Annotated in this window: 16 protein-coding genes; 15 read left to right on the top strand and 1 reads right to left on the bottom strand. The window is 46.8% G+C overall.

Annotated features, from left to right (window positions below):
• Nucleotides 1-22 precede the first annotated feature (22 nt).
• The 11 genes from JL719_RS08925 (at nt 23) to JL719_RS08875 (ending at nt 12499) form a co-directional block, all read left to right on the top strand.
• Nucleotides 23-1246: a glycosyltransferase family 4 protein gene (locus JL719_RS08925; protein WP_033158987.1), complete on the top strand. Its 1224-nt coding sequence runs from the start codon at nt 23-25 to the stop codon at nt 1244-1246.
• A 20-nt stretch (nt 1247-1266) separates the two neighbouring features.
• Nucleotides 1267-1839 carry a tetratricopeptide repeat protein gene (locus JL719_RS08920; RefSeq protein WP_033158988.1) on the top strand — a complete coding sequence of 191 codons (573 nt, stop codon included), beginning with the start codon at nt 1267-1269 and terminating at the stop codon, nt 1837-1839.
• A 63-nt stretch (nt 1840-1902) separates the two neighbouring features.
• Nucleotides 1903-2721 carry an ABC transporter permease gene (locus JL719_RS08915; protein WP_033158989.1) on the top strand — a complete coding sequence of 273 codons (819 nt, stop codon included), beginning with the start codon at nt 1903-1905 and terminating at the stop codon, nt 2719-2721.
• 43 nt (nt 2722-2764) lie between these two features.
• On the top strand, nt 2765-4000 hold the full coding sequence (locus JL719_RS08910; protein WP_033158990.1) for an ABC transporter ATP-binding protein: 1236 nt from the start codon (nt 2765-2767) through the stop codon (nt 3998-4000).
• Between the two features lie 26 nt (nt 4001-4026).
• Entirely contained in the window at nt 4027-4881 is an 855-nt protein-coding gene (locus JL719_RS08905; protein WP_051670439.1) for a class I SAM-dependent methyltransferase, read from the top strand.
• A gap of 3 nt (nt 4882-4884) precedes the next feature.
• A complete protein-coding gene (locus JL719_RS08900; RefSeq protein ID WP_033158991.1) occupies nt 4885-6078 on the top strand; it encodes a glycoside hydrolase family 99-like domain-containing protein in 1194 nt (397 codons plus the stop codon).
• A 4-nt stretch (nt 6079-6082) separates the two neighbouring features.
• Nucleotides 6083-7102 carry a glycosyltransferase family 2 protein gene (locus JL719_RS08895; protein ID WP_051670441.1) on the top strand — a complete coding sequence of 340 codons (1020 nt, stop codon included), beginning with the start codon at nt 6083-6085 and terminating at the stop codon, nt 7100-7102.
• An 8-nt stretch (nt 7103-7110) separates the two neighbouring features.
• Entirely contained in the window at nt 7111-9174 is a 2064-nt protein-coding gene (locus JL719_RS08890) for a glycosyltransferase family 2 protein (protein WP_051670442.1), read from the top strand.
• Nucleotides 9171-10499, top strand: a complete 1329-nt coding sequence (locus JL719_RS08885; RefSeq protein ID WP_033158992.1) for a glycosyltransferase — start codon at nt 9171-9173, stop codon at nt 10497-10499. Before JL719_RS08890 ends, JL719_RS08885 begins: the two co-directional genes overlap by 4 nt.
• Before the next feature lie 72 nt (nt 10500-10571).
• The gene (locus JL719_RS08880; RefSeq protein ID WP_225893069.1) at nt 10572-11528 is read left to right on the top strand and encodes a glycosyltransferase family 2 protein; all 957 of its coding nucleotides are present in this window, start codon (nt 10572-10574) and stop codon (nt 11526-11528) included.
• An 86-nt stretch (nt 11529-11614) separates the two neighbouring features.
• A complete protein-coding gene (locus JL719_RS08875) occupies nt 11615-12499 on the top strand; it encodes an FAD:protein FMN transferase (RefSeq protein ID WP_033158993.1) in 885 nt (294 codons plus the stop codon).
• Nucleotides 12500-12993: 494 nt separating this feature from the next.
• On the opposite strand, the gene JL719_RS08870 is transcribed toward JL719_RS08875, so the two are convergent.
• Nucleotides 12994-13971 (bottom strand): malate dehydrogenase, encoded by a 978-nt coding sequence (locus tag JL719_RS08870; protein WP_033158994.1) that lies wholly within the window; start codon nt 13969-13971, stop codon nt 12994-12996.
• A 207-nt stretch (nt 13972-14178) separates the two neighbouring features.
• On the opposite strand from JL719_RS08870, the gene JL719_RS08865 reads away from it, so the two are divergent.
• From JL719_RS08865 to JL719_RS08850, 4 genes are all read left to right on the top strand, one after another.
• A complete protein-coding gene (locus JL719_RS08865) occupies nt 14179-15036 on the top strand; it encodes an NADP-dependent methylenetetrahydromethanopterin/methylenetetrahydrofolate dehydrogenase (protein WP_033158995.1) in 858 nt (285 codons plus the stop codon).
• Nucleotides 15037-15053: 17 nt separating this feature from the next.
• Nucleotides 15054-16409, top strand: coding sequence for a glycerate kinase type-2 family protein (locus JL719_RS08860; RefSeq protein WP_033158996.1), 1356 nt, complete (start codon nt 15054-15056; stop codon nt 16407-16409).
• Between the two features lie 24 nt (nt 16410-16433).
• Nucleotides 16434-17693, top strand: coding sequence for a serine hydroxymethyltransferase (glyA, locus tag JL719_RS08855; RefSeq protein WP_033158997.1), 1260 nt, complete (start codon nt 16434-16436; stop codon nt 17691-17693).
• 407 nt (nt 17694-18100) lie between these two features.
• Nucleotides 18101-18820 carry a hypothetical protein gene (locus JL719_RS08850; protein WP_033159041.1) on the top strand — a complete coding sequence of 240 codons (720 nt, stop codon included), beginning with the start codon at nt 18101-18103 and terminating at the stop codon, nt 18818-18820.
• Nucleotides 18821-19353 lie beyond the last annotated feature (533 nt).

Below are 19353 nucleotides of genomic sequence, written 5' to 3'. Positions count from 1 at the left end.
GATATTGCCAAACTCTGATTTCATGTCGACCAACAACCTCCCAAAAAGAATTATCTATGTCGAAAACGGAATTGGTTATGGTGGCGCCATTATCTGTCTGAGGCATTTAGTCAGAAATCTTGATCGTGATCACTTTCTACCTCTAGTTGTTACAGGACGGAACGGTCCGCAATATCGGGAGATTGCCGATGAAGCCTTATGGAAACACATCCCGGACCGTCATATAGACATCGTGGCTTGGCGTGCAAAAGCGGAATCGATTCAATGGTTAACGAAGGTGTCTCCCCTGCGGTTTTTCGTCAATCAACTGATAGCCAGAAGCGACGACTTATTTAATTTTTTACCGTTTTTTCTCGACTTGCTTTGGACTGCATGGCGTTTCAAAGCCGACTTGATCCACGCCAATAACGAGCCGCTTTGTAACAGAGCCGCACTCTTGGTAGCCAAGATTTTGCGCATCCCCAGTATTTGCCATGTCCGTGGCAACCCTGACGGACCGCATTCAGCCCGCTGGGCTTATTCCCTACCCGATCATTTTGTGTCCGTCTCCCATTGGGTTGCCAACAGCATGCGTGAAAAATTAGCCGTGCAGGACGAGAAAATTAGCGTGGTCTATGATGGCATCGCTTTGGATAAGCTGAACAACCAAGCAGGTGGCTCCTTATTTAGGCAACGATTCGATTTACCTGAAAATATCTTTATCGTAGGTTTAGTAGGCTTACTTATTCCTTGGAAAGGGCAACAACTATTTATCGACGCGGCTAAAATACTGCAAGACCAAATACCCCATTTAAAAATGCTGATTGTCGGTGGAACGCCAGACGATTGCATCCCTTACGAACGAGAGCTTAGAGAACGTGTAAGACAGGAATCGTTGTCGGATACCGTCCACTTTATCGGCCACGTCAGCGACATGATAGAAGCCTACAAAGCTCTGGATATTGTGGTCTCAGCATCCACTAGCCCCGAACCATTAGGTACGGTCGTCATCGAAGCGATGGCGTTAGGCCGGCCATTGATCGTACCAAACCATGGAGGCGGCGCGGAAATGGTTGAAGATAATCAAACCGGACTGTTATTTAACAGCGGTGACGCGGAAAGTTTGGCAGCGTCTATCCTTAAGTTTTACCGCTCCAGCGAGTTGATGAATCGTTTAGCCAGTAACGCCCGGGGCAAAGCATTAGCCACCTTCGACGTCCGGCAGCACACAGAAGCGATACAGTCCATATATCAAAAGTTTTTATAAAACAGTACTCAAGCAAATTCATGCGCCAGAAAAAAGTCAGATTACTTCCATTGCTATTTATTGCCTGTATCCGGAATGCGGCAGCCGACTATCCGAAAACCGACGCCGATTACGCCTTCCTGCCACCCTACTGCAAGGCGCGCGCATCCGATCAAAAATCGCCTGACTACCAAAGCTGGAACCGAAAGCTCGGCGACGACTTCATTCATATCCACCACTATTGCGCAGGCTTACACACCATGAATTTAGCCTTCAGAACCCATGACGAGGCAGAAAAACAGTCTAAATACCGCGCGGCAGTGGGAGATCTTCTATATGTACCGGATCACGCCTCGCCTACTTTTAAGTTAATGCCAAAAATATTTTACGATGTCGGTCAAGCCTACCAATTCATGGGGGAAATTGATGAAGCAATTGCCGCCAACTTAAAGAGTATTTCGCTTGATAAAAATAACTCTTTTCCTTATGCCGCCTTGAGCAGTTTGTATCAAAGAAAAAACATGAAAGCAGAAGCTAAAACCATTTTAGAAAAAGGCTTGGAACACAACCCCAACTCGAAAATATTGCTTAAACGCATGAAGAATTTCAAATAATCCCCATCTCTAATTAAAAGCTTAACCGCTACCGATTGGATTATTCAGTTAAAACAAATACCCATGTTACGAATCGCCAAAAACTTATATACCTACAGAGAGCTAATAGCCGCACTCACCTGGAAAAACATCGTTATCCGCTATAAGCAAGCATACCTCGGAATTTTATGGGCTGTATTAAAGCCTATTATGTTAATGCTGGTATTTACCTTGGTTAAGGGTTTTGTGGGCATAGAAACAGGGGGCTTACCTTATCCGCTTATTACGTTTGCAGCACTAATACCTTGGGTATTTTTTCAGGAATCAGTTTCTGAAGGCGTCAATAGCGTAACTTCGAATGCCAATTTGATCAAAAAAATATATTTCCCGCGTGAAGTGTTTCCATTAACCGCGATGGTTACTAAACTAGTGGAATTAGTTATCAGTTTTGCGATATTGGCGGCCATGATGATTTATTATCATGTCATGCCCACTCTGCATGCAGTCTGGATACCGGCTTTCGTGCTATACACGATGATAGTCGCCTTAACAATCAGCTTCTTTGGCGCAGCGATGAATGTATACTACCGCGATATAGCCCAAGCAATACCAATAGCATTATCTTTATTGATGTACGGTTCCCCAGTCATCTATCCGTTGAGCTTGGTACAAAAGAAATTAGTTATCGAACAGGCAGCGGGCGAATGGTCCAATGATTTGTATTTTTTATACACACTTAATCCATTAGTGGGCATTATAGATGGATTTCAAAGTGTTTTAATTAGAGCAACAGAGCCCGATTTAAATGTAATTTATCCGGGGTTAATTTTGATTTTGGTAATACTACCGTTCAGCTATTGGTTTTTTAAGCGCGCGGAAAGTTGGTTCGCCGATGTCATATAAGATTCGGCAAAAAACTTCAAAATTACATCATTAATTAGCATATATGGCCATCATAGAAGTCAACCACCTCACCAAGGAATACCAGCTCGGTCACCTTACCAGTTTGAAGGAAACCGCTTTAAACACCATGAGACGCCTCGCCTTACAACCGGTTCACGAGCGCGAGCGTTTCAAAGCGCTTGACGATGTCAATTTTCACATCAATGAAGGTGAAGTAGTCGGTATCATCGGGCATAACGGCGCAGGTAAAAGCACTCTGCTCAAGCACTTGGCCAATATCAGCAAACCCACCAAGGGCGAAGTCATTGTTAAAGGCAGCGTAGCACCGTTGATTGAAGTGGGTGCCGGTGTCAATCCGGAACTAACCGGCCGAGAAAATATTTATCTTAACGGCGCCATCCTGGGTATTCCCAAAAAAATCATTCAACAGAAATTGGATGAAATCATTGATTTCTCCGAGCTGGAACAGTTTATTGACACACCGGTTAAACGATATAGTTCCGGCATGACGGTAAAGCTGGGCTTTTCCATTGCCACTAGCATGGAAGCAGATATATTAATTATTGATGAAGTATTAGCAGTTGGGGATTTAGCTTTTCAAAGGAAATGTTTTGATCGAATGGAAGATCTTATTAGACGCCAAGGTAAAACTGTTCTTCTAGTCAGCCACAACATACGCCAAATTGAACGGTTATGTAATAGAGTTATATTATTAAGTAAAGGCTCAGTTATAGGTGATGGTGACGCAAACAGCTTATGCGCAAAATTTTATCAGGCAAATGACAAAAAAATAAGCATTGACAGCTCTACCACACTTAGCTTGGCAAATAACAACGAATGGGCAACAGGAGAGATACACCTAGTAGATATTAAACTCCTCAACTCTTCAGGCAACTCAATTACAGAATTAAAACACACTCAAGCCGTTACCATTAAATTAGTTTATGAAGTTAAAAATCAGGTTCGATATCCTATGTTTGGAGTGGGCATTCACACCACTGACTTTATTTATCTAGCCACTCAGCAAAGCATAAACCAACTAAAAATAGAAAAACTTGATATTGGCATATATGAATTTAACTTTGAGATTGAATCATTTCCATTTATGCCTGGAGTCTACTCGATCAGAGCGGGAGTCGCTGAAGGATCAGCCAGTAGAACTATTTTTTATGCAGAAAACCTGCTACATTTTCAAGTAACATCTGAAAACCTAGCAGACAAAACTTGGAATGAGGGGTTAGTATCTCTTCCCGGCACATGGACATTCACAGCAGCCTAGTCAACATATTACATTGAGAGAAAAAAGTGACCTCTAAAAAGTATATATATGAAATTCCAGATAACGAAAACCACCCAGCTAAAAAAGTTATTAAATGGATAAAAAATAATTCAAAGGTACTTGAAATTGGTTGTGCTAGCGGAATTCAATCTAGAATATTGAAAGAAAATTTGGGCTGCAGAGTTACAGGACTCGAAATAGATCCGTCAGCTGCAGTAGATGCTAAACCATATTGCGAAGACGTTATAATTGGAAGCATTGAGGAAATTGATTTATCATTAGCACTAAAAAATGAAAACTTCGATGCCATTCTCTTCGTTGATGTATTAGAGCACCTGATAGATCCTCTAGCAACTCTAAAAAAAATACTTCCTTTTCTTAATGAGAATGGTGTTGTAATTGCATCCATACCTAACATTAGTCACTCAGCAATATGCTGGGAACTTGCTCACGGGAGATTTGATTACCAAAAATATGGACTACTAGACAATACTCATATACGATTTTTTACTAAAAAAAATATAATAAAATTATTTGAAGATGCCGGATACCATATTATTTTATGGGATCGCGTCATTAGGACCCCAGAAGAAACTGAATTTAATGTGCATTGCTCTTCTGCAAAAGATGAATCTTTTTTTGACTGGATTAACGATCTTAACCCAGAGTCCAATACATATCAATTTATAGTAAAAGCAATACCCACATCAAATACGGAAGAGTCTCTGTATACGAAACTAGACAATGTAGACCAATTAGTCTCGAAACTATCAGAACTAAACAAGCAAAATATGTTGCTAAAATCTAAAATTGACTGGCTTGAAAAAAATAGATTTGGCCCTTTTACAAGTTTATTTCAAAAATTAATACATCGCGCCTAATTCATGAATGATAACCCAGTAAAAGCAATTGCATTCTTCCTCCCCCAATTCCACCCAATTCCAGAAAACGATGAATGGTGGGGCAAAGGGTTCACTGAATGGACGAATGTCACAAAAGCAAGACCATTATTTCCGGGTCATTATCAGCCTCATCTACCTGCAGATCTTGGTTTTTATGATTTGCGTTTACCGGAAGTACGGCAACAACAAGCTGAGCTTGCCGGAAAGTATGGAATTTCGGGTTTTTGTTATTATCATTATTGGTTCAACAAGAGACGGATACTCGAACATCCTGTCAATGAAATATTAAATACTGGGAAGCCTGATTTTCCATTTTGTCTTTGTTGGGCTAACGAGAACTGGACCAGAACCTGGAGTGGCGGATCAAAAGACGTGCTTTTAAAACAAAAGTATAGCCATGAAGATGATATAGATCATATTCATTCACTTTTTAGTGCTTTTCGTGACCCACGTTATATAAGAATTGACGGAAAACCTTTGTTTCTAGTTTATCGGACTGAATTGTTACCAGACCCCAAAAAAACTGCTGAAATTTGGCGAGCAGAAGCCATTAAAAATGGCATCGGCGATCTTTATCTAGTCAGAGTAGAAAGCTTTGTAAACAACATTAACCCTGAAACTATTGGTTTCGACGCAGCAATAGAATTTGCTCCAGACTGGGCCAACCTTGGACCAAGGCTGTTTAGGACTGAATTACTTAAAAAAATATCCAATATCGGATTATTCCCTAAGGTTTTTAGTGATAACCAAGTGGTAGATTATGATACTTTAGCTACCAGCATGATGCGAAAGAAAAATCCTGATTATGTAAGGTTTCCGGGAGTCACTCCCTGCTGGGATAATAGTGCTAGGAAGAAAAAAAATGCTGCAATTTTTATTAACTCAACGCCTGATAAATACGAGCAATGGCTTGCAAGTTCAATTCAAAAAGCTTCTTTATTTGACTCTAAAATACCGAAATTAGTCTTTATTAATGCGTGGAATGAATGGGCTGAAGGGAACCATCTCGAACCAGACCAAAAATGGGGTCATGCATATCTCGAAGCAACATTTAATGCCTTGAATGATCCGAATAAAGAGCGAAAAACTTTGCGTACCCATCCAAATCCATTGAATATATCTCATTATCTTAGGTATCTATATAATAGAAACATAGGCTGGCGTCTACAGAAATAAGTCGATGAAAAATGACCTATCAATATCGTTTGATAAATTAACGGTTATCCTATTAAATTGGAACGGCAAAAAAGACACTTTGGAGTGTTTATCCTCGCTACAGCTCCTTAAGCATCCTAATTTTAATATTATCGTCGCCGACAATGGTTCCAGTGATGATTCCGTGAAGACTATACGCGCCGAATATCCGGATGTCTTTGTATTAGAAAATGGAGCCAACTTAGGTTTTGCCGAAGGGAATAATAGGGCCATTCGTTACGCTCTGGATCAAGACGCCGACGCTGTTGTATTGTTAAACAACGACATTATCGTCGATCCCAACCTCTTACAAGCATTTCACGACGCATATAACTCCTTGGCTAATCCAGGCATTCTGGGTGCGGCGAGCTACTATTACGATAATCCTAACGTAATCTGGGCTGCGGGCGGTTTTTGGGACTCAACTATTCTTGATCTCAATCATATTGGGCTCGGTAAATCCGCTCAGGAATTACCAAGCAATAACCCCTACGAAGTAGAGTATGCCGTGGGTTGCGCCCTGTTTGTACACAAAGATGTCATTTCAAAAATAGGCTTGATGGAGCCATTATTCTTTTTAAATTTCGAAGAGAACGACTGGTGCCAACGCGCCAGGAAAGCTGGGTTAATTAATTACTCCGTACCAGACGCGAAAATTTGGCATAAGGTTTCCGCATCGTTTGGCGGTGAATCTCCGTTATGGAAATATTATATGACCCGTAACCTGCTTTTATGGTCAAAACGGCATTTACCCACTAGCGAGCATCACGCAGTTATTCTAAAAACCATTAAGGCCTGCTTCCCTTCTCTCGCATTTCTATCATGGAAAGCACCATTAACGCTAAAACAGCGTTATTGGGCATTTGGTATGTGGATAAAACAAGTATTCGGCCGATTTAATGATCCATTTTATATTGCTCAGTTTTATGGAATAAATCACTACTTTATTAACAAATTTGGTGAATGTCCGCCCGAGTTAAGAATTAAACTGCGCCCAGCAGCTTGATTTAATCTATGTCTGCTAATAGCATCTACACGCCCGCTATCAGCGTCATCATGGCCGTTTACAATACTCAACGATATTTAACGGAAGCCATTCAGAGTATTCTGTCACAATCTTTTACGGACTTTGAATTGGTGATCGTCGATGACGGGAGCACCGATGGCAGCCCGGAGATTTTGAAAAATCTCGCCCAACAAGATTCGCGCATCAAACTCATCACTCAAGTTAACGCCGGCATAGGCGCTGCAACCCAAAGAGGCATTACCGAAAGCCAAGGTGAATATATCGCCATCATGGACTCTGACGATATTTCCCTCCCCGATCGACTAAAGCTACAGAAACAGTTCCTCGATCAGCATTCAGACATTGACGCGGTCGGTAGCCAATGGCGAATGTTGCACGCCGACGGGCGAGATATTGGCATCGATACGCACCCGACTGATTCAGAGAGAATTTCGGTGTTGATGTACGCTTTTTTTTCGCTGCATCATCCCACCACGATGATTAGACGACACTCATTGGAAAAAGTGGGTGGCTACTCCGTAGACCGCAGTTGTCTGGTACCCGACTACGACGTATTTATGCGCATGCAATTGGCGGGATGCCGGTTCGCCAATCTGCCGGAAATTCTGTTCATCTGGCGCTTAAATCCAGCCAGTACTACACACCACAAAGCGCGAGCACAGTGTGCTTCGGTAGCGGAGGTTCGCGATGCGGGATTTAACCAACTGCTATTAGACGATCCTCGACGAGCTGCGGACACCGCAAAAACGGTTATTTGTACTTTTCCAACCGGCACATGGCAAGACGAAAGAATCAAACAACTATTACCCGAGCAGGGACCGTCATTGTTGTATCGCACCTGGCGGAATCTGCCAGACGCTACCTCGGGAGACCGTCTTAACAAGGCGCTGGTCTTGTGGCTGGAAAAGCCGGAGCTCTATTGCGAAAACTTGGGCGAACAACTGCTCGCCAACGACAAGGCTTGGTTGGCGGCATTACTCAATGCCTACCGCGGCATCGAAAACCTAGACCCAGCCCTGAATCCCGATACGCTGGCGATTATCCCCTGCAATCAGATAGCGGTAAGTTTATTCGTTACCTATAACCAAGCTGGCGAAGATTTCAATCAACGTCTGCAACAAGCCTTCGCCTTGAAGGCTCAAGCCAAGTTTTCGATAGAAATTATTGTAGTTTCGGTCAAACCAGAACTTAGCCTGAAACCTTTTATCCCGTTACTTGCCACTCATGACTGTATTTTCGATGAAAACGGCCTTGCGTGGCACACGGCATTGCATAGAGCTAAAGGTGCTTATTTTGCATATTTGGAAGACAATTTTAGATTCAATATCGATGTAATATTGAAAATCCTGGCAAGTCACATCCAGCACAAAACATCTATTTCATTTATGCCGGATACTCGCTACTTTAGCGAAGCATGCGATGAAAAAGGTCAACCGGCTCTAGATAATCAATTCCATCCAGTTTGGACACGTAGCACTCTACTTGGAAAAAATCGCGTGCAGTCTAGTCACTTTATTCATCATCGCTCTTTATTGAACAACTTAAAAGGCAATTTAGCAGAGCTGGGGGTGGCAGCAGGGCGATACTTGGGTAGATATTTGGCAATTAGAAACGAATTTAACATTATCGATGGAGCTGTAAGCTATTTTATGCCAGGAATAATTTTAAACGCCAACCCATTACCTTTATTTCAACAAACTGTTGGCAATTGGTACCTGGATTATGGGATGACAAATTTTCCAGACATTGTATTCCATGACAACTTGTCAAAATCTGAAATTGCACATTATGCTCAAACCCTTTCAACAGCTTGGCTCAACAAAAATTTATATATATACCAAGGTAATATATCGGTACTGGAAAGCTTCTACCTCAATCGTGTCAATTTAGCGATCAGGATACCATTATTTAGATACTTACTCGCACACAACAAGAAAACTTATTTACTCGCCTTCTGGCGGAAGAAGGATTATCTAAGTGCAACTTTGGCTTTATTTTATTGTGTTTATCAAGCTATAGCCATTCGTTTGTTTTCTCCGTATAAAAAATGAAAACTCTACATATTTTCCATAATAGTGATTTAAAAAACGGGGTTGACAAAACCACCTGCACCTTGATGGTCGCATTAAAAAAACTAGGCGTCGAACCTATCGCGGTGGTGCCCAAAGCTGGCAATGTCACGGAATATTTGCAGTCTCAAGCGATTCGTTACTGGCTGGTCCCATATTCCTGCTGCTTAAGCCGAACAGAGCGGGCGCAATTTAAGTTTTACGGAGATTCTTTTGCACAATTAGACAATTTAATTACGTTGATACAGCAGGAAAACCCTGACATTATTCACATTAACACCGGTCATTTACTGCATGCCGGTATTGCCGCCGCTCGTCAAAGAATACCGGCCATTTGGCACATTCATGCACCGTTTGCGGAAGATTTGTCCCGTTATGAATCCAGCATTGGCACCGGCGGCTATATTCACCTTTTAAAACAATTGAGCAGCCGCATCATCGGCGTATCAGACGACGTTGCTAAATCGCTATCGGAATATTTACCCGCTGACCGAATAAATACGCTCTACAACGGCATCGATATAGAAGATTTGCGTAGTTCTGCCAAGTCGTCTTCAACCGATATTCGCGCAGAATTGGGCCTTTCCGCAGACGCAAAATTGGTAATCGGCGTGGGCCGCATCTCTGCTCAAAAGGACTTTGCTGCCTTTGCCAGAGTAGCCGCCAAGGTCGTTACGTTTAAATCGGATTGTTATTTCCTTATCGCCGGCCCAAAACAGGAACCGGAAGCTGTCCGCCTGTTGGAAGACGAATTAGAGCGTGGCCAATTAAACAACAAGTTACATATACTCGGACCGCGAGATGACATTGCCGCCTTGCTGGCACAAAGCACTATATTTCTCTCCACGGCAATTTTTGAAGGCCAAGGCATTGCCGCTCTGGAGGCAATGGCTTTGGGTACGCCAGCGGTCGCGATGGCGTGTTCGGGTCTACGGGAGTGCATCGTTAACGAACACGACGGCATTTTGGTAGATCCGGGCGATGAAAATTCCACCGCTACGGCCATTTTGCGCCTGCTGGACGACCCAGAATTGGCTCAAAAACTCACCGCCAACGCCCGTATCTCCGTCGCTGAAAATTTTTCCAGCCAAAAATACGCTAAGCAATTTTTGAACATCGCCAACGCTGCGCTGGCCTACGGCCCGCCGGCGATTTCTGATCAAGAACTTGATCTGCTATCGGGATTATTGGGACAAATCAATAATGCCCATCTGCGTTTGCTAGGCTTTGAACAGCAAACCTTAAATCAACGTATAAAAGGCATTCTCTGGGAATGGCGCCAACAGCTAAAGGCAATATTCCAGTAAAAGCTCGAATTGCCACAATTTGATTTAAAATAAATTTCGCACAATCAACGGCCTGATTCAGGCGAATCCAGTATGCGACAAACTACTGATATATCTCAAGCTAAACCACTCATTTCCGTGATTATGCCTTGCTATAACTCGGCACATATCATTGAAAAAACCATCGCCAATCTGTATCAACAAACTTTCAAGAATTTCGAATTGATAGTCGTTGACGACGGTTCATCGGATAACTCGCTAGAGGTTTTGCAGACAATAACAACGCTGTATCAAAATATATTAGTTATTTCCCAACAGAATAAAGGCCCCGGCCCTGCGCGCAATCGCGGATTGGAAGCCGCATCAGGAGAATTTATCGCCTTTCTGGACTCCGACGACAGTTGGCACCCTGAGTTTCTGGCAAAGCTTCATCATAAGCTTGAAGAAAAACCGGATAGCGTACTCGCATACTGCGGCTGGCAAAATATTGGTCTGAGCGCAGAAAAATCCCAACCTTATATTCCGCCTGATTACGAAGAAAATGATAAGTTTGCCGTTTTGTTGCGCAGTTGCCCTTGGCCAATTCACGCCGCATTGACGCGCAAATTTGCCATCGATCAAGTTGGAGGTTTTAACGAACACTGGCTAACCGCTGAAGATTTCGATATGTGGATCAGAATTGCAATGTTTGCCAATATTGTCCGCGTTCCTGAAGTATTGGCTTATTATCACCATCAACAAGGCGAACAAATTTCCAGCAACCGACTTAGGGCCATAATAAATCATTGGGGCGTGCAAAAAGGCTTGCTGCGAGACTTTCCCGTAATATCGCAAACGCTGGGTAAAGCTAAAACCGATCTTTTGACAAAAGGCCAGTTATTGCAAAGAGCTTATGAGTTTTATTGGAAAAACGATTTACCTAGCGCGCATCATTTATTTAGAAAAACCTTGGGTTTGGGGTATTTTGGTATGAAGGACTTAAAATATATTCTACCCAGTTTACTGCCTCTAGCGCTTTACCTGGTTCTAATAAAAAAAATACGGAGTTAATATTCCATCAGCCACGCTTATCACTTTAAAACCGACAAAGATTAATCGTGAGCCCAACATCCTTATTTCGCTTCCCATTCCAGGCTATGGGTACTCAATGCGAAATCCAATTGATTGCCACGGAGCATAAACAGGCCAAGCGTATTGCCGATATAGTAACAGCCGACGTGCAACGCTTGGAGGGCTTGTATTCCCGGTATAAACCCGACAGCCTGCTTTCAAGCATCAATCAAGTCGCAGCCATGGGCGGCCGCATTACCGTGGATGAGGAAACGGCTGGCTTACTGAATTATGCTGCAACCTGTCATCAACAAAGCGACGGCCTGTTCGACATCACGTCCGGAATTTTACGGCAGGCTTGGCGTTTCGAGTCCGGCCAGTTGCCGGATGAACAACTAATTAAAACACTATTGAAAAAAGTTGGATGGGACAAACTACGCTGGCAGGCACCGCTATTAGAGTTCCCATTGGCCGGCATGGAGCTGGATTTTGGCGGCATCGTCAAAGAATATGCCGTAGACCGGGCTGCGGTAATTGCACGGAATGCCGGCGCTCGCCACGGCTTTATCAATCTGGGCGGCGACATCAAACTGATAGGCCCACGTCCGGACGGCACTGCCTGGCGAGTGGGTATCCATCACCCCCGCCAAAGGCAGGCATTAGCAAGTACTTTGGCACTACATAACGGCGCAGTCGCCAGCAGTGGGGACTATGAGCGCTGCATTATCGTCAACGGCCAGCGCTACGGACACATCCTCAATCCGAAAACAGGCTGGCCGGTTCGGCATTTGGCATCTGTCAGTGTCGTCGGCGAATTCTGCGTAGTGGCCGGCAGCGCGTCAACCATCGCCATGCTCAAGGAAGAACAAGGCCCAAGTTGGCTGGAACAGTTGGCATTGCCGTACTTATGGATAGACGTACACGGCAATTCCGGAGGCTCGTTAGCCGTTGCAGACCCAGCAACGCGCTGAGTTTTATCCCTTACCGATACGGTGCCAATTCAATATGCCCAAAAATACGGCATATCCCTTGCCATTGCGGCATAAGCCTCAAAACCGGTACTTTGGAATCACCCATCACCCCGTACGTGCCCCGTCAAACGGGAATTCATAATTGGCACACCTATTGCTTTATCTAAAAAAATAATAAAGCACTGTTTTGTTGCCTGCCCCACCCAAACAATTTCCGGGGTATCAATTAAAGCCCCCGACCCATTCAAGATTTTAAGGACGCGCTAAAAAACTCTCTCGCTGGATGAGGGATGGAGCGCTTTTTACCAGTCGTTAACAAGCTGCCACGGATGGCGGCGCCTTACGAATCGGCTAGCCGAGAGACCCGCCGACGTAAACACAAGAAAACATCAGCAACAAATAATGGAGCGGTAGTTATTGCGCTATACCGCGATTGTGATGCTCGATAAGCCCAGCCGCGCGGAATAGCCGCAGAGCTCCCGCATTCGGACAATTTAGAGTAGATGTTTGATGGCTTGTCGCTCTTCTTTTAACTCTACTTCGTTTTGACGCAATCTTGCCAAGCTGAACTCGTTAAGATCCAAGCCCTTAACGATGCCGATCTGCCCATCCACCACCGTCACCGGGAAGGAATAAACCAATCCTTCCGCAACACCATAGCTACCGTCGGATGCGACCGCCATACTCACCCAGTCCCCCGGATCGGTACCGAAGGCCCAAACCCGCATATGCTCAATCGCCGCATGCGCCGCAGACGCCGCGCTGGACTGACCGCGTACTTTGATAATTTCCGTACCTCGGTACTGCACAGTGGGGATAAATTCATCAACAAACCAGGATTGCTCGACCAAAGAGAATACATCCATGCCCTTGACCTTGGCATGATGTAAATCAGGATATTGCGTGCAGGAATGGTTACCCCAAACCGCGACGTTTTTCACGTCTCTGCTCAGCACCCCGCATTTCTCGGCCACCTGACTGATCGCGCGTTTATGATCGAGCATGGTCATGGCCGTAAAACACTCCGGCGCCAAATCCGGTGCGTTATGAATAGCGATTAGAGCATTGGTATTGGCCGGGTTGCCGGTCACTAAAACCTTGACATTCCGGTTGGCTACTTCATTCAGCGCCCGGCCTTGGGTGATAAAAATCTGCGCGTTATCCAATAACAAATCGCTACGCAGCATCCCCGGTCCGCGCGGCTTTGCCCCTACCAAAAAGGCATAATCGACGTTATCGAATGCCACTTTCGGATCGTCGGTAATGATGATTTTGTTGATCAACGGAAACGCGCAATCGTTCAACTCCATCACCACGCCTTGTAACTGCTTCATAGCCGGTGGAATTTCCAATAGACGCAGCACGATAGGCTGATCCGGCCCCAGCAATTCGCCAGACGCCAAATGAAATAGCAAGGAGTAACTAATCTGACCAGCTGCACCTGTTACAGCAATATCCACGGGCGTTTTCATCTGCGTTCCTCTTTATTGATTGGATTCTTCCACACCCGACCCAACGGCAGGCTTTTCCAATATGACATAAAGTTTTTGAGCAAACAATCACTAATTCCTGCTTGCCAAAACCCGCTTGGATTCTGCGGCGAGGTAAATATTATTCTGTATAATGCCGGCGGCTAACCTTCTCCCACCGGGCCACCATTATTCATATCAGGTAGCTTAATGAAAAAATTGTTATTCCAGTTCGACACCGACACCCATCCCTCGGCTTTCGATACCGTAGTCGCTTACGACGGCGGCGCGGACCATGTCATTGGTTACGGCAACATTACCCCCGATAACGTCGGCGGCCTGGTCGACGGTACGATCTTCACTCGCGCCCCCAAAGACAAAAAAAACACGGCGATTTTTATCGGCGGCAGCAATATCGAGGCCGGCCAGCGTTTACTGATAGCGGTGCAAAAACATTTTTTCCCCGGGTTTCAAGTGTCGGTGATGCTGGACAGTAACGGCAGCAACACTACAGCCGCCGCCGCCGTCGCCAAACTGGGCAGCAGCGCAAGCCTGGCCGGCAAAAAAGCGGTGGTATTAGCTGGTACAGGTCCGGTCGGTCAACGTGCGGCGGCAATGATGGCGCTGGAAGGCGCGCATGTCAGCATCACGTCCCGACACATATTTAACGCGGAAAAAGCCTGCTTCGCGATGAAGGAGCGTTTCGGCGTAGATCTGACACCCATAGAAGCCGCCGATTACGACAGTCGCGCCGCCGCCATCCAAGACGCCAACGTCGTATTAGCGACCGGTGCTGCCGGTGTCCAATTATTAAAGCCGGAACATTGGCAAAACAATCCAAATCTGCAATTGTTGGCGGACGCCAACGCCACGCCGCCTGTCGGCATTGGCGGCACGGATGTACTGGATAGAGGCGAACAACGACACGGCAAAATCGTCTGGGGCGCCATCGGCTTCGGCGCGCTAAAACTAGCCCTACACCGCGCCTGTATCACCAAGCTATTTGAAAGCAATAAGCAGGTGTTCGACGCGGAAATCATCTTTGCACTCGCTAAAGCCATGGCTTAAGGTTCTGCCGGATCGATATGTCCGCAGTTCAGCCAAGTTATCGTGAACAGGCAGCCGCCATTTTTCGCGCCGGCGTTGCGGCGGCTGATCCGTATCTTGCCGTAAAACGTTTTCTCAGAGCCGATAGCGAACTGCTGCATATCGGTTCGGAACAAACCGGCTACCGCAGCGGCGACTGGCGGCGCATTCATTTAATATCTTTCGGTAAAGCTGCTTGCGCAATGGCCGATGCGGCACAAACAATAATTCCCGAGTCTTGGCTTGCCGCTAAAGGCATTGTCGTGACCAATTACGACAACATTGATGTCGTCGAAAACTGTCAGGTATTCGGCGCCGGCCATCCGCTGCCGGACGCCGCTGGCTTGCATGCGGCAAAAGCCATCGCTACCCGCCTGAGCAACACGAATCCCGGCGAGTTGGTGTTGGTGTTGATTTCCGGCGGCGGCTCGGCATTGCTGCCCTACCCGGCCGTCGGCATCAATTTGGCGGATAAAATCGCCACCACCCGTCTATTACTGGCCTCCGGCGCAACCATCAACCAGATCAATTGCGTCCGCAAACATCTGTCTCGACTCAAAGGCGGCGGTCTTGCCCGATTTGCCGCACCCGCCGACTTGCACGCACTGATTTTATCCGACGTGCTGGATAACGATTTGAGCGCCATCGCCAGTGGCCCCACCGTGCCCGACGACACCACTTTCATAGACGCCGTCGCAATATTGGAATCGTTCGGCATATGGCAGAAAATACCATCCAGCGTGCAAAACTATTTGCAACAAGGCGCTCAAGGCTTGCAAATCGAAACGCCTAAAGACAGTGACCCGCTCTTCCGGCAGACGAGCCACCATTTGCTTGGCAGCAATGCCATTAGCGTTGACGCTGCAATCGATCAAGCATGCAAATTGGGCTATGACACCCAGCTTTACAGCAAACAGTTGGGCGGCGAAGCGCGCTTGGTTGCCGAGCAAATAGCACTGCATGCGCTATCCGCAACAGCCGGCATGACGCAACCGACAGCCGTCATCGCCGGCGGCGAAACCACTGTTACCTTAAAGGGCAATGGCAAGGGCGGCCGCAATCAGGAAATGGCTCTTGCCTTCGCCCTGGCCGCCGAAAAATACGGGCTGAACGGCGCTTGGACCTTTCTCAGCGGCGGTACTGATGGCCGCGACGGCCCTACCGATGCCGCCGGCGGCATCGTCGATGACGGCACTTTGCCACGCATCCGCGCCGCCGGACTCGACCCGGCGGCCTTGCTCGACGATAATGACTCATACCCTGCCTTGCAAGCGGCGAACGATTTACTGCTGAGCGGCGCAACCGGCACCAATGTCGCCGACCTGCAAGTCCTGCTGCTGCATCCCCACGAATAACCCGAACTTACTTTAGGAGACCCCATGTTTAGCGAATCGATGACCATCAAAGGCTTTGACGACGAACTATTTCAAGCGATGGAACAAGAACGCCAACGCCAGGAAGACCATATCGAACTGATCGCCTCGGAAAACTATGCCAGCCCCCGAGTTTTGGAAGCCCAGGGCACGGTGCTGACCAACAAATACGCCGAAGGCTATCCGGAAAAACGCTACTACGGCGGCTGCGAATACGTCGATGTCGTTGAGCAATTGGCGATCGACCGCGCCAAAGAATTGTTCGGCGCCGATTACGCCAACGTGCAAGCTCACTCCGGTTCGCAGGCCAATATGGCAGTTTTCATGTCATTGATTCAACCGGGCGACACCATCCTGGGCTTGAGCCTGGCCGACGGCGGCCATTTAACCCACGGTGCCAAACCCAACTTTTCCGGCAAAATCTACAACGCCATCCAGTACGGCTTGAACAAAGACACCGGCGAAATCGATTACGAACAGGTCGAAGTCCTGGCCCTGGAACATAAACCTAAACTGATCATCGCCGGTTTCTCGGCTTATTCCCGCATTTGGGACTGGCAACGTTTTCGAAACATTGCCGATAAAGTTGGCGCTTACTTCGTCGTAGACATGGCCCATGTCGCCGGCCTAGTCGCAGCGGGTTTATATCCCAATCCGGTGCCGATTGCGGACGTGGTCACCAGCACCACCCACAAATCCCTGCGTGGCCCGCGCGGAGGCTTGATCTTGTGCAAACACAATCCGGACCTGGAAAAAAAGATCAACTCCAACATCTTCCCCGGCATCCAAGGTGGTCCGTTGATGCACGTGATCGCCGCCAAAGCCGTAGCCTTTAAAGAAGCGCTGACCCCGGAATTTAAAACGTATCAGCAACAAGTGGTGAAAAACGCCCAAGCCATGGCGGCGGTTTTTATCCAACGCGGTTTTGATGTGGTTTCCGGCGGCACCGACAACCACTTGATGCTGGTGTCTTTAATCCCCAAAGGCATCACCGGCAAAGCCGCCGACGCCGCATTAGGCCGGGCCCACATCACCGTCAACAAAAACGCGGTACCCAACGACCCGCAGTCACCGTTTGTCACCAGCGGCATCCGCGTCGGCACCCCTGCTCCCACCTCGCGCGGCTTCAAGGAATACGAAGTCCGTCAAGTGGCGGAATGGATGTGCGATGTGATGGATAACCTGGGGGATGAGAGTGTGATTGATGCGGTTAGGGAGAAGGTGCATTTGTTGTGTGCTAGGTTTCCGGTTTATTCAGCCAAATAGGATTTGATTTTATTCAGTTGATATTGTGTCGCTACCGCGACGGTTTATTTTGGTGTCGGGTCTCGGCCCGACGGCCGAGATACTTTCTTTTGCTCCGCCAAAAGAAAGTATCCAAAGAAAAGGCGGCCCGGATGCCGCTTTGATCCTGCGCTCCTCGCTTTTGAACGGGGTTGCCGAAAGGGGCTTCCTGCCCCTTCGGCAACGCGATGCATCCCTGCATCGCCCCTAACGGGCTGATCCGTTCAAAAGCTCCGGTGCTCGGCGCGACATACGGGAGAAACCCAAGCGCAAATCCCACCGCTTGTGCTCTTCAAAATTTTGTAGGGTACGTTAACAATAGCGTAATGCACCGAACGATCCAGAATCACAACTTAGCCTTAAGCAGCCAATTTATTTATGGAGGATTTATGAAAAAAGCCTGGATTTTTACGCTCACGACACTTCTAGCAGCTTGTTCCGCAACTGATATGCGGCCCCATCTGGAACAATCGATTGGAGACACTCCAAGAACTCAGTTTTCCACCGCTACAACTGTGGAAGAAATTAGAAATTTGCGCCCGCAGGCAACGATCCCATTGAAAGTCGCGGTAGTACCAGCCAACCACCGTCGAACGGAAATTTCAAAAGAAGAGCAAGAGGCTATAAACATTTGGGGCGAAAAGTTTAAGGCCTTGGGTTTTATTAAAAGCTTTGACATTGTCCCTCAATCCTTAATATCAAATTGTGGCTATCGAAGCGAAGGCAGTTGCTTCTCCAACGAATCACGCCTAGCCGGCGCAAGGATGGGAGCCGACACCATCTTGTTCATCAACGATAGTACGGATACAGATTCATACTTAAATCCATTGAGTATGTTAAATATATCCATCATTGGAATGTGGTTAGCTCCTGGGCACCACCGAGACTCATATTCGATATACGAGGCCTCCCTTCTTGACATAAACAATGGGTATTTGTACGGATTCGCACGGGATAGCGGCGAGTACAAAGCAATCCGTCCGTATATGTACGCGAACCGTAATACAGGGCAAAACGAAGCTCGGCTGGAAGCGTTGAACAAAGTTTTTCAAAAACTCTATGCCGCAGCCGAAGAACAGATGCATAAAGGTTTAAGTTTGCACAAATAGCCTAGATGAAACTCAGCGAAATCCAGAATCATTGAAGCCACCAAAACCTCGATTTCGTTTCACTCCATCGCAGTTTCATTGTTCCCTAACCGACTTTTAATTCCGGGACGATTTTTTATCCCGTATGCCGCGCCGAGCACCGGAGCTTTTGGCGAGAATTGCCCGAAGGGGTGCGGCAGGGATGCCGCACGTCGGCGGAGGGGCTGGGAAGCCCCTTCTGCCGACCCTCGTCAAAAGCGAGGAGCGCAGGGAATAAGCGGCATCCGGGTGGCCTTTTCTTTGGATACTTTCTTTTGGCCACGCACAAATTCGTCTGGAAGGAATTTGAACAGCCGACAGGCTGGCCCGAAGGGCGAAAACCAAGGATGGTTTTCGTAGCGAAAGTATCTCGGCTGTCGGGCCGAGACCCGACATTAAATCAAGCCGTCGCGATAGCGACACAACCATTTGAATCTCCTCTCCCCAACCCTCTCCATCAGGAGAGGGAGCAAACGCCCTGAGGAATTAAGGGCAGTACCAGAAAATCAGAGATA

It is taken from the genome of Methylomonas sp. LW13, assembly GCF_016865255.1.
Classification (GTDB): domain Bacteria; phylum Pseudomonadota; class Gammaproteobacteria; order Methylococcales; family Methylomonadaceae; genus Methylomonas.
The sequence above is the reverse complement of the archived record's forward strand: the minus strand, read 5'-3'. Positions and strand labels throughout refer to the sequence as shown.

Bases quoted from the DNA above. Each gene is read 5' to 3' on its own strand.
- glyA (WP_033158997.1), top strand. From the start codon at position 16,434: ATGTTTAGCGAATCGATGACCATCAAAGGCTTTGACGACGAACTATTT.
- JL719_RS08880 (WP_225893069.1), top strand. From the start codon at position 10,572: ATGCGACAAACTACTGATATATCTCAAGCTAAACCACTCATTTCCGTG.
- JL719_RS08890 (WP_051670442.1), top strand. From the start codon at position 7,111: ATGTCTGCTAATAGCATCTACACGCCCGCTATCAGCGTCATCATGGCC.
- JL719_RS08875 (WP_033158993.1), top strand. From the start codon at position 11,615: ATGGGTACTCAATGCGAAATCCAATTGATTGCCACGGAGCATAAACAG.
- JL719_RS08910 (WP_033158990.1), top strand. From the start codon at position 2,765: ATGGCCATCATAGAAGTCAACCACCTCACCAAGGAATACCAGCTCGGT.
- JL719_RS08870 (WP_033158994.1), bottom strand. From the start codon at position 13,971: ATGAAAACGCCCGTGGATATTGCTGTAACAGGTGCAGCTGGTCAGATT.
- JL719_RS08865 (WP_033158995.1), top strand. From the start codon at position 14,179: ATGAAAAAATTGTTATTCCAGTTCGACACCGACACCCATCCCTCGGCT.
- JL719_RS08895 (WP_051670441.1), top strand. From the start codon at position 6,083: ATGAAAAATGACCTATCAATATCGTTTGATAAATTAACGGTTATCCTA.
- JL719_RS08900 (WP_033158991.1), top strand. From the start codon at position 4,885: ATGAATGATAACCCAGTAAAAGCAATTGCATTCTTCCTCCCCCAATTC.
- JL719_RS08925 (WP_033158987.1), top strand. From the start codon at position 23: ATGTCGACCAACAACCTCCCAAAAAGAATTATCTATGTCGAAAACGGA.
- JL719_RS08920 (WP_033158988.1), top strand. From the start codon at position 1,267: ATGCGCCAGAAAAAAGTCAGATTACTTCCATTGCTATTTATTGCCTGT.
- JL719_RS08850 (WP_033159041.1), top strand. From the start codon at position 18,101: ATGAAAAAAGCCTGGATTTTTACGCTCACGACACTTCTAGCAGCTTGT.
- JL719_RS08885 (WP_033158992.1), top strand. From the start codon at position 9,171: ATGAAAACTCTACATATTTTCCATAATAGTGATTTAAAAAACGGGGTT.
- JL719_RS08915 (WP_033158989.1), top strand. From the start codon at position 1,903: ATGTTACGAATCGCCAAAAACTTATATACCTACAGAGAGCTAATAGCC.
- JL719_RS08860 (WP_033158996.1), top strand. From the start codon at position 15,054: ATGTCCGCAGTTCAGCCAAGTTATCGTGAACAGGCAGCCGCCATTTTT.